We start from the raw sequence: 14,080 nt of genomic DNA on the forward strand, positions 1-14,080 counted from the left end.
GAGCGGCACATCCCGGAGGGGGACGGAACGGCGAATGACAGGTGACCCGGGCACCGAGCGGCGCACCCCGAAGGCGAAATCCCCTACGACCACCGCGACCGGCGTGGCGGGTCCCGCCGTGACGGGATATCGCACGGCGAAGGAAAGAGAGAGCGTGAGGATCACCGGTATCGAGTTGCGGCGGGTGGCGATGCCGCTGGTCGCCCCGTTTCGCACCTCCTTCGGCACCGAGACCGAACGCGACGTGCTCCTGGTGCGCGTCGTCACCCCTGACGCCGAGGGCTGGGGCGAGTGCGTGGCCATGTCCGACCCCCTCTACTCCCCCGAATACGTCGACGCCGCCGCCGACGTGCTACGCCGCTTCCTCATCCCCGCCCTGCCCACCCACACCGACGCCCACGGCGTGAACCGCGCCCTGCACCCTTTCAAAGGCCACCGCATGGCCAAGGCCGCCCTGGAAACCGCCGTCCTGGACGCCCAGCTGCGCACCAGCGGCCAATCCCTGGCCGGCTATCTCGGCGCCGCCACCGACCGCGTCCCCGCCGGCGTCTCGATCGGCATCATGCCCACCATTCCCGAACTTCTCGAGGCCGTCACCGCGTACCTGCACGAGGGCTACCGGCGCGTCAAACTCAAAATCGCCCCCGGCTGGGACCTCGCCCCCACCCGCGCCGTGCGCGAACACTTCGGCCCCGACCTGGCCCTGCAAGTCGACGCCAACGCCGCCTACACCCTCACCGACGCCCCCCACCTGGCCAAACTCGACCCCCTGGACCTGCTGCTCATCGAACAACCCCTCGCCCACGACGACCTCCTGCAACACGCCCACCTCGCCAAGAAGATCACCACCCCCATCTGCCTGGACGAATCCATCGAATCGGCCACCCACGCCGCCGCCGCCATCACCCTGGGCGCCTGCTCCATCATCAACATCAAACCCGGCCGCGTCGGCGGCTACCTCGAAGCACGACGCATCCACGACCTCGCCCGCGCCCACGGCCTGGCCGTCTGGTGCGGCGGCATGCTCGAGACCGGCATCGGCCGCGCCGCCAACCTCGCCCTCGCCGCCCTGCCCGGCTTCACCCTGCCCGGCGACACCTCCGCCTCCCGCCGCTACTACACCACCGACCTCACCCCGCCCTTCGAACTCCACGACGGCCACCTCGACGTCCCCGCCGCCCCCGGCATCGGCGTCGACCCCATCCCCGCCGTCCTCGAGGAGGTCACCACCTCCACCGAATGGATCACCCTCTAGGGCGGGACGGCGGCGGAGACGAGCCGGGGGCGGCGGGTGGCACTGGCACTGGCACTGACATCCACGAAAGTTCATATTCATTCGAATGAATACCTATTTACATAGGTATAAGGATGTTTGTCGCTCCTTGGCGATTAATCATCTTGAAACGGTAATTAATCTGCCTAATATCCTTGTCGAATGGCTGGAGAGCGACGTGTTCACGGGGAGAAGGTGGTCCGTACGGCTCCGGCTGACGCTGATCGCCGTCTCCATGACCGTCGTGTCGGGAATCGCCCTCATCGCGATCGCGACGTTCTCCGTTCACGGTCTGGCGGGCAGTTTCAAGACCGAGGAGGCGGCGGGCGCCGCGCTGCAGAGCGTCCATCTGGCCAAGCGTGGGCAACTGCCTTCGGTGGTACCGCCGGGAAAAACCGACGGCATGCAACTGCTGAACTGCTGAACGCGAAGGACGAGATCATCGCGTCGACCCCCAACCTGGTCGGCGCCCCCCGGATGGCGAACTTCGCCCCTCCCGCGACGAGTGTCAGGCAGGACAGGGAGGTGTGCGCATCCCTCGGTACCCCGGGGAGATCGCCCGCACGCACGGTGGCCTCCTGAGGCTGGAGGACAGCACGCGGGGTGCCCGGTTCGTGCTGCGCATCCCCTTGCACCCCGGTCCGGACGGCGATCCCCCTCCGGGCGCAGGACCTCGAGTGCGGTCGCCGACCCCCGCCCCTGCCCCTGCCGGCGCGCCGTGACCCGCTAGGGTTCCCTTGTGGCAAGGGGATTTGGGCGATTACGTCGTGAAGATCTGCTCCGGACCGCCTGCGATGTCATCGCGGCTCAGGGGTTCGGTCACACGCGGACCGCTGACATCGCCCAGGCGGCCGGTGTCAGCCAGGCGCTGCTCTTCTACCATTTCGAGACCAAGGAGAAGCTGTTCGCCCAGGCCTTCTCCTACGCCGCCCAGCTCGACCTGAACGCGCTCGTCAAGATGGAGGAGTCGGGCGGCTCCCCGCTCGACCGGCTGCGCGCTCTGCTCAGGTTCTATCCGCCCAGCGGGAAGTCCAAGTCATGGGCCCTGTGGATCGACGCCTGGGCGGAGTCGATGCGCAACGCCGAGCTTGAGGAGATGTCCCGCAGGATCGACATGCGGTGGAAGGGCGCCCTCCGCGCGATCATCGACGACGGCGTGGAGGCGGGGATCTTCACCTGCGCGGACCCCGAGGGCGCGACCTGGCGGGTCATGTCCCTCATCGACGGCCTGTCCACGCAGGTGACGGTACACCGGCGGGTGCTCTCGCGGGCGCGGATGATCGAGTTCATCCGGACGGCCGCGGCGGCGGAACTGGGTCTCTCCCTCGCCGAACTGAGCTGAACAGCCCCTTGGGCAGTACGACCAGGAGCATGGCGAGGGCGATCAGCCCCCCGCCGAGGTATACGCCCGTGGTGAGCGGCTCCCCGTACAGCGCCACGGCGAGTGCGGTCACCCAGAGTGGCTGGGCCGACAGGATCACCGCGGCGGAGACCGGCGAGACGTGGACCTGACCCCAGGAGCGGGCCAGGAAACCCAGGGCGCAGGCCACGATCGACAGGTGGCCGAGAATCGCCCAGTCACCCGGCCTCGCGGGCGGGGTCAGGCCGTCCGGCGCGGCGAGGACCCCCGTCATGACGGCGATGGTGCCGAGCTGGATCACCGTGACCGCGTAGGCGTTCTGCCGCGCCTCGGCGGAGTTGCCGAGCACCAGCGTGTGGACCGCGTACAGGACCGCCGACAGCAGGGTGGCGGCCAGCGCGGGCAGGGCGATGTCACCCTCCGCCCCCCTCATCAGGGTGAACGCGGTCATCGCGGCCATGGCCAGCGCCACCGCCGCCCAGACGCGGACCGAGGTCCTGGCCCCGAGCAGGAACAGCCCGAGAACCGGGGTGATCACCACGTACGAGCCGACCGTGAACCCCGAGACCGACGAGGGCAGATCGTGCAGTGAGACCGCCTGGGCCGTCTGGCCCACGCCGAACAGCAGGCCGAGCAGGATGCCGGTCAGCCAGGTGCTCTCCGACAGTCCCCGCAGGCTTTTCGGGCGGAGAGCGAGCAGCACGAGGGTGGCGATGCCGTACCGCTCGGCGAGAAGGTCCGCCACGGGCATGCGGACGATGAGGTCCTTCATCAGCGGGAAAGCCGATCCCCACGCGGCGCTGACGAAGATCAGAAGCACGATTCCCAGGACGGGCCGGGGAGCTACCACTGCCATACCCGAAGGGTTCCATCACCCGCAGCGACCGGAAGGTCACCGATCGAATCGGGAGTGGCATGGATACAACGCTGAGTGAAGGACGCCACACCGGCACGAGGGACCTCATACCCTCACCGGCTCCTCCGCCGACCTTTCCGCGGGGTGGGCGCCGGGAGCCGGACGCTCAGGGGACCGAGCGGATCTTCCAGACGAGGCCGGCGCCCAGGAGGGCGAGGGCCGCCGAGGTCAGGTAGAGGACGGGATAGCCGCCGAGACCGGCCACGATGGGACCGGCGACGACGGGGCCGAGCACCTGGGGGCCGGAGTTGGCGATGTTGATGACGCCGAGGTCCTTGGCGCGCCCCTCGGCGGCGGGCAGGACCTGGGTGACCAGGGCGTTGTCGACCGACAGGTAGATGCCGAAGCCGACCCCCATGATCGCGGCACCGGCCGTCGCCACCGGCCACTGGGGCCAGAACGCGAGCATCACCGCGGGGACCACGCTGATCAGGCCGGAGACCGTGACGAGCGCCCTGCGGCGGCCGAGCCTGTCGGAGATCACACCCGCGACGACGGTGGTGAGCACGACGGCCGCGGTGTAGATCAGGATCAGCACGAGCAGGCCGTCCTCGGCCTTCTCGCCGGGGAAGAGCCGCTCGTAGCCGACCGCGTCGGTGAGGAAGTACAGCAGGTAGAGGGTGGCGACGGCGTTGCCCAGCTGCATCAGGAAGCGTGTCAGCCAGGCCCAGAAGAAGTCGGGGTGGCTGCGAGGGCTGATCCAGAACCCCCTCAGGAAGGCCCGGGGCTCGAAGGGCGGCCTGGCCGCCAGGCGGGGGTCGTGGGTGGTGAGGACGAAGGGGAGCACACAGAGCGGGACCAGCGCCGCTATCAAGAAATATCCGGATTCGGTGGTAGTGGCGACCATGGTGACCAGGACCACGGCGAGCACCACCCCGAGCGACTGGGGAATCCCGATCCAGCCCGAGACCTCACCCCGCTGGCCGACCGGAACGTGGTCGGGCACCCCCGCGCCGAGCGCGGCCTGCATCGCGTTGAGCCCGGCCTGCGCGAGACACCATCCGGCCGCCACGCCGAGGATCGACCCCTGACCCGCCAGCAGGACCAGCGCCCCGGCTCCGACCAGCGCCCCGCCCAGCGACCACGGATGCCTGCGCCCGAACCGCCCGGCCGTACGGTCGGACAACGCTCCGGCGACAGGGTTGAGGAGCATCGCGACGGCGGCCCCCGCCCCGGTCACCAGCGCCAGCGACCCCTCCTTGCCCACCGGGTCGATCGACGCCACCTGCGAGGGCAGCAGCACCTGGAGCGGCCCGAAATAGGCCATCCAGAGCGCCAGGTTGGCCAGCGAGATGCCGGCCACCCACCAGGGTCCCACCCTGCGTGTCGGCTCGGCGAGCGCCGCGCGGCCGTCCGGCGCGACGTGGCGGTCAGACGTGGTCACCGGCCACCGTCCTCGGTCCCTGCGCTCCGGGGTCCCTCGCGGCCTTCGCCGCGCCGGTGCCGGGCGCGCCGCCGGAGGACCCGTCCCCGCCGCCGGGCCGGGTGACGGGGCGCTCGGCCGGGACGATGCCGCACAGCCCGGCGACCTCGTCGAGCGGGACGTCCCCGGCCACGGAGGCGACCAGCAGGGTCTCCAGCCCGCGCAGCAGCGCGTAGGCCGTGGGACGCGGCAGGTAGGCGGTGTCGGCCATCAGGTACAGCTCGCAGGTGTTGGTGGCGGTGCCGGTGGCGAACAGGGCCGTGGCGTCCACCTCGGGCCAGGATCCGACGTGGAAGGTCCTGGTCCGCTCGGTGAGGGCGGCGATCGCGGCGGGGTCGCCCGGTGGCTCGACCGCGGGCAGGTGGGGCCAGTGGCCGACGGTCCTCGCGTCGTTGAAGTAGGCCGACAGGTCCACGGGCCGCCCGCGCTCGCGGCCGATCTCCTCGCGCAGCGCCATCATCCGGTACGGGTCGTAGTGCGCGTTCCGGTAGGCGGTCAGCGCCTGCCGGTGCCCGGCGCGGGCGGCGTCCGCGAACGTTCCACCCGGCAGGCCGAGGACGAAGATCCCGTCCTGTACGGCGCTGCCCGCCATGGCGGCGACCCGGGGGTCGTGCCGGTTGGCCACGATGAGCTGCATGACCACCTCGCGGTGGCCGGTGAGCGCGCTCAGCAGCACCGCGCTCGCCGTGGTCAGCACGCTGGCCGTGCTGACCGACCAGCGCGCCGCCAGCACCTCGGCCGCCGCCGCGGTGGCGGCCGACTCCATGCCGACCTTGACGAACCGCGGCTCCTCCGGCGTCGTGCGGGGGAAGTCGAACATGCTCAGGGGCGCCCGCTCCAGGATCGCGCGCCAGTGACGCAGCGTCCGCTCGCCGCGGGCGGCGCCGGCCCCCTCGCGCTCGAAGGCGGCCTGGTCCATCGGCTGCCAGCCGGGGGCTGCCATCTCGCCACCGGCGAGCAGGTCCCGCCAGTCGCGCGCCAGCACCTCCAGGGCCCCACCGTCCACGGCCAGGTGGGACAGGGTGAGGGCCACCGTCCTGGGACGGCCGTCGACGGTCACGACGGCGCAGCGGAACGGCAGGTCGGCCGCGTAGTCGAACGCGGTGGCGGCCAGCCGGACGGAGAGCTCCCTGGCGGCGGCGAGCGGTCTGGCCTCCCCGGCGTCGTACGTCTCGACGGTGAACCGGCCCTGGCGCGCCACGCGCTGGACCAGTCCGCCGGGCGTCTCCTCGTACGTCGTCCGCAGCGTCTCGTGCCGCTCGACGAGCGCGCGCAGCGCCCGCAGGACGGTGTCGAGGTCGCGTCTGCCGTAGACGGGCAGCACCCAGGGCATGTTGAAGTACGGGTCGTCGTCGTCCAGCCACCGGGTGAGCCGCCAGATGGCCAGCTGGCCCCAGCTGAGCGGCGACTCGCCGCCGCGCGCCCCGGTGAACTCCACGGACGTCGCACCGATCCGCGCGGGGCCGGCCGTCATCGGGTCCGGCCGATCTCTTCGACGACGTCCGCGCGGGACGCCCTTTCCCATCCGTGTACCAGCGACATCGACATTTCAGACGCCTTCCGTCCGGCCTGTCGCGGCGGCCTCCAAATGGCCCCGCGGCTCCCTTGTGCTGACTTTTCCCGACCGGTTCCCGAGCAGGGCGTCGACGACGAGCATCCGTCCAGGGATCTCGTGCCCGGCGCGGCGTTTCCATCGGGAAGGCCCGCGGCCCGACACCGGCGTGGGCGAATGGCGCCTTCTCTGCCGCGCGCGAGCGCGGCGAATCGGTGACGCTGCTCGAAGCGAGGCTAAGGATCACGTGCCGAATTCGTCAAGGTTTCACGGTTGTTTTCCATCCCGATAAATCCAAACAAACCATCCCTCAAGGGCTTTTACCAGATAACTCCGCATATTCTTCGTTTTTTGAATGTTTGTCATCCTGTTAGTCATTGACTCCGTTCCCCCGGGCTCCTACCCTCCGCCGGGAGGTCCCCGGGCCCTCTCGCCGGGACGTGACCCGGGGCAGGGGCGCGGCTGACCCGCGCGAGCGCGATTCCCGGGCGGGAGGCCGGGGTGGGAGCATGTCCTTCGTCATGACGATCCCAAAGGAAGGCCACGACCGGTGAGGCGGCTACTCACGGTCCTGCTGCTCGCGTCCGCCGCGCTGCTCGGCGCGGTCGCCCCGGCGCAGGCCCACAACGTGCTGATCAGCAGCGACCCCAAGGACGGTACCGAGCTGGCCACCGGACCCGAGAAGATCACACTCACCTTCGACCAGCCCGTCCGGCAGGGCTTCGCACAGATCAGCGTGATCGGCCCGGACGGCACGCGGTGGGAGGCCGGGAAGACCGCCGTCGACAGGGCGAAGGTCAGCGTCGCCGTGAAGCCCCTCGGCCCCGCCGGGGTGTACGCGATCGGCTACCGGATCCTCTCCTCCGACGGCCACCCGGTCTCCAGCAAGATCACGTTCACCCTGACCGCCCCCGGCCGGGGCGACTCCGGCGGCTCCGCTCAGGCGCCCGCCGCCTCCGCCCCGGTGGTCTCCGCCGCCGCGCCGCAGGAGCCCGATCTGGGTGCCCAGGCCGCCGAGGCCGCGCAGAACGGCGGGGCCGGGATGGCCGTGCTGTGGATCGCGGGCTCCATCGTCCTGCTGGGCGGGGCCACCGTCGTGGCGATGCGCCGTACGAGGGAGCAGGGGGGCACGGGATGACCGTGACCACCGAGCGGGTCGCCGAGGCCGGCACCGCCAGGAGGCTCGTGATCGGCGGGTTCGTCTCCGCGGCCCTGCTGGCCGTGCTGGCCGCGACGGCGCTCGCCCCCCAGGAGGCGGTGCCGGGGATCGCGATCCCCGGACCGCTGGTGGAGTACGGGCTGCCGGTGCTGCGGGTGCTGCTGGACCTGGCGGCGGTGGCGGTGGTCGGGCTCAGCCTGCTGCCGAAGCTGCTCGGGTTCGACGACCCGGACGGCACCGAGCCGGTGATGCGCCGGGCCCGGCCGATGGCCGTCACCTTCGCCTGGGCGTGGGCGCTGCTGGCTCTGGCGGTCATCGTGTTCCAGACGGCCGAGCTGAACCCCGGGCCGGTCCCCACCCCCGGGATGATCGCCGAGTACGTCGACAGCGTCGGCGCCGGGCAGGGCATGCTCTTCAGCGCCGCCTGCGCGCTGTCCTACGCCGGGATCGGGCTGCTGGCCGTGCGGTACGGCGAGAAGGTCCCGGCCGAGCTGCGGATCGTGATCGCCCTCTTCGGGCTGCTGCCGATCCCGGTCACCGGCCACGCGGTCGACTCGGCCTGGCACGACCCCATCATGATCTCGATGGAGCTGCACGTGATGGGCGCGGCGGCGTGGACCGGCGGCCTGCTCGCGGTCGTCCTGCTGGTCGCCGCGGACCGGGAGCTGCTGGCCCGGGTGCTGCCGGCGTTCTCCAGGCTGGCGACCCTGGCCCTGGTCGTGGTCGGGCTCTCCGGCCTGGTGAACGGCCTGGCCACGATGGCCCTCACCCCGGGGGTCGAGCTGCCCGGGGCCCTGCTGACCAACGAGTACGGCCTGCTGGTCGTGGCCAAGGTCGCGTGCGTGGCGCTGCTGATCCCGTTCGCCGCCCACATCCGCTTCCGCCTGCTGCCGCACATCGCCGAGCGGCGGGCGACGGCGGTCGTCGCGTGGGCGGCGGCCGAGATCACCGTGATGGGGCTGGCCTACGGGGTCGCGGTCGCGCTGACCAGCGCCTCCCTGTCCTGAGCCCGCAGCGTGTGACGGCTGAACGACCATTCGGCGGCCAGCCACAGGACGGCGAGCCCGGCCCCCCCGACCAGCATGGTCGTGGGGGGCACCAGCGGCGGCGCCATGAACATCGAGTGCTGGAAGCGCAGTGCCTGGTCGATGAGGAGGGTGGCGCCGACGGAGCCGACCAGCGCCCTCACCACGGGCATCCTGATCAGGAACGCCAGGTCGACGGCGAGCGCCCCGGCGATCAGGAAGACCGGGATCGCCGAGCGCGGGAAGTCGGCCACGGCCAGGAGCGGCCAGATCAGGGTGCGGAAGACGATGTAGGCGCCGATCACGGCGGTGGCGGAGAACATCCGGCCGATCATCGCGCGGGCGTAGACGGCCACCATGACGGCGGCCATCGCCGCGTAGAGCGGGTAGAGCTGGTCGGGGACGGGCAGCGCGAAGTGGAGCGCCACGGCCCTGTCGCTCACCGGCAGCCCGATCTGCTCGGCGGCGAACTGGATCAGGATCGGCTCGGCCTCCGGCGCCCCCCGGTCCCAGGCGGCGATGGCGTACACGCCGTACTCCTGGTGCTGGGCCGGGAACCAGACGTTCTCGAAGAGGAACACGAAGAGCCCGCCGAGGACCAGCGTGCGCGTCCGCCCCGGGACCGCCCGGACGAACCAGCCCCGGATCACGCCGCAGACCATGAAGAGCGTGCCGATGTAGAGCATCAGGTGGGACGGGCTCCACGAGGTGATGTCGAGCCCGTTGATCCGGTGGTTGATCAGGTCCAGCGGGACCGCGACCAGGAAGACGCCCGTGCCCCAGGTGATGAGGCGCTGCGCGAGTTTGTCCACGCCGTAGCCGGTGTAGACGTGGATGATCGTGAGGGCGAGGACGAGGGCGGTGCCGACGCTGTTGAGCAGGTGCGGCGGGGCCAGGTCGTCGCGGAGCCACTTGAAGTGCCAGGAGACGTCCCAGGACGCTCCGAGCACCTTGAACGAGAAAGCCACCAGCCACCCGAGATAGAGGAGCCTGAACAGGTCCTCCGGGGTCTCCCTGCCGGCCTTCCCACGCGTCCAATACGGCAGAGCCCACTCAAGGACGGGAGTGGCTCTTCTTCGAAGGCTCTCTACTGGCTTCACGCGTCGAAATGATGCCGCTCCTTTACCTCGCTCCGCAATCGGGGACAACCCTGAGCATCGGGACCACTCCCTCCCTCCTGCCCCGCAGGTGATCACCCGCGTTCGGTTCCGCCGCCGGCCGCGGCGGCCCGCCGGCGGTTCGCCCGTGCCTGACCGGCGGGAACGCTCCTGAGAGCGGTCTCAGGAGGCTCTCAGCTCCGATCAGTAGGCTCTCGTCATGCAACGTGGGGGAAAACGGGCCGTCCGGGGCCCGGGAATCACCGTGGTCGCCGTGATCGCCGTGCTGGTCGCCGGTGTCGCGGTCTGGCTGGTGTGGCCGTCCGAACCGGACGTACGGGCCCGGAACCAGATGATCACGGTGGTCGACGGGCCGGGCGACGACCAGCGGGTCACGCTGGACACGAGCTTCTTCCCTCCGGCCGGAGGCGGCAGGGCTCCGGCCGTGCTGCTCGCGCACGGCTTCGGCGGCAGCAAGCAGAGCGTCAAGGACGCCGCCGTACGGCTGGCGCGGGGCGGCTACGCCGTGCTGACCTGGTCCGCGCGGGGCTTCGGCCGCTCCTCGGGGCAGATCGCGCTGAACTCCCCCGACTACGAGGTCAAGGACGTGCGCCAGCTGGTCGACTGGGTCGCCAGGCGGCCCGAGGTCCGGCTCGACGCGGCGGGCGACCCGCGGGTGGGCGTCGCGGGCGGCTCCTACGGCGGGGCCATCGCGCTGATGGCCGCCGCCCACGACCCCAGGATCGACGCGATCGTCCCGCAGATCACCTGGTACGACCTGGCCGACGCGCTGTTCCCGAACGCCACCGGGCAGGGCCCGGAGAGCGGGGTGTTCAAGCGCATGTGGGCCGGGCTGTTCTTCAGCCGCGGCGGTCCCGCGCCGGGCGCGGCCGGGCTGGCCGCCCTCGGCGGCGGGAGCGGCGCGGGCCGTGAGGCGGACGGGGAGGACGGGGAGGACGGGGCCGGGGCTCCGTCCGCGCCGCCCCGGCCGCTCACCGCGGAGGAGGTCCGGTGCGGCCGGTTCCTGCCGGAGATCTGTGACATGTACCAGAAGGTGGCGGAGAGCGGCCGGGCGACGGCGGACGCGGTGGCGACGCTGCGCAGGTCCAGCCCGATCTCGGTGCCCGGCAGGATCAAGGTTCCGACGCTGCTGCTGCAGGGACAGCGCGACTCGCTGTTCACCCTGGGCCAGGCGGACGCCAACGCCAGGGCGATCGCCGCCACCGGCGCCCCGGTGGAGGTCGCCTGGTTCGACGGCGGCCACGACGGCGGCAACGGCGAGGTCGACTGGCTGCACGACAGGACGCTCGGCTGGTTCGACCGCCACCTGAAGGAGGACGGAGGGGCCGGCCAGGCGGGCGGCGCCTTCACCGTCACCCGCGACGGCGGACGCGACCCCGGCACCCGGCGCCCGGTCCAGCTGCACGCCGTCGCCGACGGCTATCCGGGACTGTCCGGCACCGGCCAGACCTCCGTACCGCTCAGCGGGCCCGACCAGCAGGTGGCCAACCCGCCCGGCGGATCCCCCGCCTCGATCTCCGCGGTCCCCGGCTTCGGCGGTCTCGGCGGAGGTGCCACCGCGAACCTGTCGATCGACATGGCGGGCCAGAGCGCCACCTTCGACTCCGCTCCGCTGGCCGCCCCGCTCCAGGTCACCGGCAGCTCGACCGTACGGGTGCGGGTGACGCCCGAACCGTCCGCCCCCGCGGCGGGTGACGCCGCGGGGAGCGGCCCGGACACCGGCGAGGCGGAAGCGGGGGCCGCCGAGGCGCGGGCCGGAGGCGGCGGGACGCGCGCGGCGGGCGAGGTGACGCTGTTCGCCAAGCTCTACGACGTCGCGGGTGCGACGCAGGCACCGATCCTGCCCGAGGGGCTCGTCGCCCCGGTCAGGATCGCGATCCCCGAAGGCGGCTCCGGCGAGGCCACCGTGACCCTGCCGGCCATCGACCACAGGTTCGAGGCCGGGCACCGGCTGCGCGTCGCGTTCACCACCACCGACCTCGGCTACAGCACCCCCGCGCCCCCGGCCGTCTACAAGGTCGCCCTGGCCTCACCGGCCGTGACCGTCCCCACCCACGCCACCCTGCGCACCCCCTCGACCGGCCCCGCCTGGTGGATCTGGGCGCTGCCGCTGCTCTCCCTCGCCCTCGCGGCGGCCCTGCTGCTCGCCGGGCGCCGCCGCGCCGCCGACGAGCACGACCCGGAGCTGGACTCCGTGCCGCTGCGGATCCACGGCCTGACCAAGGCGTACCGGAACGGCGAGCTCGCGGTGAACGACCTGTCGTTCACCGTCGAGCACGGCCAGGTGCTCGGCCTGCTCGGCCCCAACGGGGCCGGCAAGACCACCACCCTGCGCATGCTGATGGGCCTGATCAAACCCGACGGCGGCGAGGTGCGGATCTTCGGGCACCGGGTGGTGCCCGGCGCCCCGGTCCTGTCCAGGCTCGGCTCGTTCGTCGAGGGCCCGGGTTTCCTGCCGCACCTCAACGGCCGCGACAACCTGGAGCTGTACTGGAAGGCGACCGGCCGGCCCGCCGAGGACGCCAGGTTCGCCGAGGCCCTGGAGATCGCCGACCTCGGCAAGGCCCTGGACCGCGCCGTCCGCACCTACTCGCAGGGCATGCGCCAGCGCCTGGCCATCGCGCAGGCCATGCTCGGCCTGCCCGACCTGCTCGTCCTGGACGAACCCACCAACGGTCTCGACCCGCCCCAGATCCGCGAGATGCGCGAGGTCCTGATCCGCTACGCCAGAGGGGGCCGCACGGTCATCGTCTCCAGCCACCTGCTCGCCGAGGTGGAACAGACCTGCAGTCACGTGGTGGTCATGCACCGCGGGCGCCTCGTCACGGCCGGGACCGTGGCCGAGCTGCTGAGCAGCCGCACCCCGGTCAACGGCTCCGGCACCCGCCTGGAAGACGTCTTCCTGGACCTGATCGGAGAGAAGGCGTGAGCGACACCGACGGTGCCCGTGGCACCATGACCGGCGCGACGGGCGACGGCCCCGCGCGAAACGGCGCCGCGCGAAACGGCGCCCCGGAGAACGGCGTCGCGGAGAACGGTTCGGCGCGCGGATACGCGCCGGGGCGCACGCTGCCGCTCGCCGTGGAGATCGTCCGGCAGTTCAAGCGGCGCCGCACGCTGGTGATGTTCGGCCTGCTGCTCGCGCTGCCGTGGATCCTGGTGATCGCCTTCAAGGTCGGCGCCGGGTCCGGGCAGCCCACCACCACGCTGCGCATCTCCGACCTGGCCACCGAGGGCGGGCTGAACTTCGCGGCCTTCGCCCTGTCGGTGTCGGCGAGCTTCCTGCTGGTCGTCGCGGTGGCGCTGTTCTGCGGCGACACCGTGGCCAGCGAGGCCAGCTGGTCGTCGCTGCGTTACCTGCTGGCCGCCCCGATCCCGCGCGACCGCCTGCTGCGGCAGAAGCTGGTCGTCGCGATGGGCTACTCGGCGGCGGCGGTGATCTGCCTGCCGGTGATGGCCCTGCTGGCCGGGACCCTCGCCTTCGGGTGGAACGACGTCCGGGTGCCGGGGACCGGTGAGACGATCGCCGCCCTGGACGTGCTGCCCCGGTTCGGGGTGGTGATCGGCTACGCCCTGGTCAGCCAGTTCGTGGTCGCGGCCCTGGCCTTCCTGCTCTCCGTCAGCACCGACTCCCCGCTGGGAGCGGTCGGCGGGGCGGTCGGCCTGGTGATCGTCAGCAACATCCTGCAGGCGGTCGAGGCGCTCGGCCGGCTCAGGGAGTTTCTGCCGACGTTCTGGAACACCGCGTGGCTGGACGCCCTGGCCCCGCAGCCGGAGTACGACGGCATGCTCAAGGGGGTGGCCGTCTCCGTGACCTACTCGGCGATCCTGATCGCGTTCGCCTTCCGCCGCTTCCGCGTCAAGGACGTCGTCTCCTAGCCCGTCTCCCGGCGAGGCTCCCGGCGCCGTTCACGGCGGAGCGGCTCCGGCGGGGTTCCCACGGCGGGACCCCGCCCGCGGGATCATCCCCAGTGGGGAGGGCGGTCCTCGATCAGGCGGGCGTCGTCGTCGGCCTCGCGCCACTCGCTCCAGCCGAGATCGGTGTCGTCGGCGGTCTGGTCGGGCAGGATCGGCAGCCCGTCGTCGGCGAGATCGACGGGACGCAGGTCATCGGGTTCGCGCACTGTCACGCGCTCCATGCTAGCCACCCGCGCCGCCCGCGCCCTCCCTCTCGCGGAAAGGTCGCCCTTCGCCCTCGGAGAAAGCCCGGCCCCGAGAGGATCCGTTTCCTCCCCGGCCGTCCTGAAAGCCCGG

Annotated in this window: 12 protein-coding genes; 7 read left to right on the forward strand and 5 right to left on the reverse strand. The window is 71.9% G+C overall.

Annotation, left to right across the window (positions count from 1 at the left end; all coding sequences use genetic code 11):
* Nucleotides 1–154 precede the first annotated feature (154 nt).
* From menC to ACTOQ3_RS34335, 3 genes are all read left to right on the forward strand, one after another.
* Nucleotides 155–1,255 (forward strand): o-succinylbenzoate synthase, encoded by a 1,101-nt coding sequence (menC, locus tag ACTOQ3_RS34325; RefSeq protein ID WP_440087638.1) that lies wholly within the window; start codon nt 155–157, stop codon nt 1,253–1,255.
* Between the two features lie 196 nt (nt 1,256–1,451).
* Nucleotides 1,452–1,697 carry a hypothetical protein gene (locus tag ACTOQ3_RS34330; protein ID WP_440087639.1) on the forward strand — a complete coding sequence of 82 codons (246 nt, stop codon included), beginning with the start codon at nt 1,452–1,454 and terminating at the stop codon, nt 1,695–1,697.
* 315 nt (nt 1,698–2,012) lie between these two features.
* Nucleotides 2,013–2,615, forward strand: coding sequence for a TetR family transcriptional regulator C-terminal domain-containing protein (locus ACTOQ3_RS34335; protein WP_440087640.1), 603 nt, complete (start codon nt 2,013–2,015; stop codon nt 2,613–2,615).
* Here the strand turns inward: ACTOQ3_RS34335 and ACTOQ3_RS34340 are convergent.
* The 3 genes from ACTOQ3_RS34340 to ACTOQ3_RS34350 form a co-directional block, all read right to left on the reverse strand.
* On the reverse strand, nt 2,560–3,489 hold the full coding sequence (locus tag ACTOQ3_RS34340) for a DMT family transporter (RefSeq protein WP_440087641.1): 930 nt from the start codon (nt 3,487–3,489) through the stop codon (nt 2,560–2,562). The two genes, ACTOQ3_RS34335 and ACTOQ3_RS34340, sit on opposite strands and share 56 nt — an antisense overlap.
* A 166-nt stretch (nt 3,490–3,655) precedes the next feature.
* Complete coding sequence (locus ACTOQ3_RS34345; protein ID WP_440087642.1) at nt 3,656–4,933, reverse strand: MFS transporter; 1,278 nt, start codon at nt 4,931–4,933, stop codon at nt 3,656–3,658.
* Nucleotides 4,920–6,446, reverse strand: a complete 1,527-nt coding sequence (locus ACTOQ3_RS34350; RefSeq protein ID WP_440087643.1) for a condensation domain-containing protein — start codon at nt 6,444–6,446, stop codon at nt 4,920–4,922. The genes ACTOQ3_RS34345 and ACTOQ3_RS34350 overlap by 14 nt, the downstream gene beginning before the upstream one ends.
* 628 nt (nt 6,447–7,074) lie before the next feature.
* Between ACTOQ3_RS34350 and ACTOQ3_RS34355 the strand changes: the two genes are divergently transcribed.
* Together ACTOQ3_RS34355 and ACTOQ3_RS34360 are read left to right on the forward strand one after the other, a co-directional pair.
* Nucleotides 7,075–7,662 carry a copper resistance CopC family protein gene (locus tag ACTOQ3_RS34355; RefSeq protein WP_440087644.1) on the forward strand — a complete coding sequence of 196 codons (588 nt, stop codon included), beginning with the start codon at nt 7,075–7,077 and terminating at the stop codon, nt 7,660–7,662.
* Entirely contained in the window at nt 7,659–8,690 is a 1,032-nt protein-coding gene (locus ACTOQ3_RS34360) for a copper resistance D family protein (RefSeq protein WP_440087645.1), read from the forward strand. Before ACTOQ3_RS34355 ends, ACTOQ3_RS34360 begins: the two co-directional genes overlap by 4 nt.
* Here the strand turns inward: ACTOQ3_RS34360 and ACTOQ3_RS34365 are convergent.
* Nucleotides 8,648–9,808 carry a hypothetical protein gene (locus tag ACTOQ3_RS34365; RefSeq protein ID WP_440064424.1) on the reverse strand — a complete coding sequence of 387 codons (1,161 nt, stop codon included), beginning with the start codon at nt 9,806–9,808 and terminating at the stop codon, nt 8,648–8,650. The two genes, ACTOQ3_RS34360 and ACTOQ3_RS34365, sit on opposite strands and share 43 nt — an antisense overlap.
* Before the next feature lie 217 nt (nt 9,809–10,025).
* Between ACTOQ3_RS34365 and ACTOQ3_RS34370 the strand changes: the two genes are divergently transcribed.
* Both ACTOQ3_RS34370 and ACTOQ3_RS34375 read left to right on the forward strand, forming a co-directional pair.
* Nucleotides 10,026–12,755 (forward strand): CocE/NonD family hydrolase, encoded by a 2,730-nt coding sequence (locus tag ACTOQ3_RS34370; protein WP_440087646.1) that lies wholly within the window; start codon nt 10,026–10,028, stop codon nt 12,753–12,755.
* On the forward strand, nt 12,752–13,705 hold the full coding sequence (locus ACTOQ3_RS34375) for an ABC transporter permease (protein WP_440087647.1): 954 nt from the start codon (nt 12,752–12,754) through the stop codon (nt 13,703–13,705). Before ACTOQ3_RS34370 ends, ACTOQ3_RS34375 begins: the two co-directional genes overlap by 4 nt.
* Nucleotides 13,706–13,788: 83 nt before the next feature.
* Here the strand turns inward: ACTOQ3_RS34375 and ACTOQ3_RS34380 are convergent, their stop codons facing one another.
* Nucleotides 13,789–13,956: a hypothetical protein gene (locus tag ACTOQ3_RS34380; RefSeq protein WP_362682527.1), complete on the reverse strand. Its 168-nt coding sequence runs from the start codon at nt 13,954–13,956 to the stop codon at nt 13,789–13,791.
* Nucleotides 13,957–14,080 lie beyond the last annotated feature (124 nt).

The sequence above is a fragment of the Streptosporangium sp. LJ11 genome (genome assembly GCF_051918945.1).
Lineage (GTDB): Bacteria > Actinomycetota > Actinomycetes > Streptosporangiales > Streptosporangiaceae > Streptosporangium.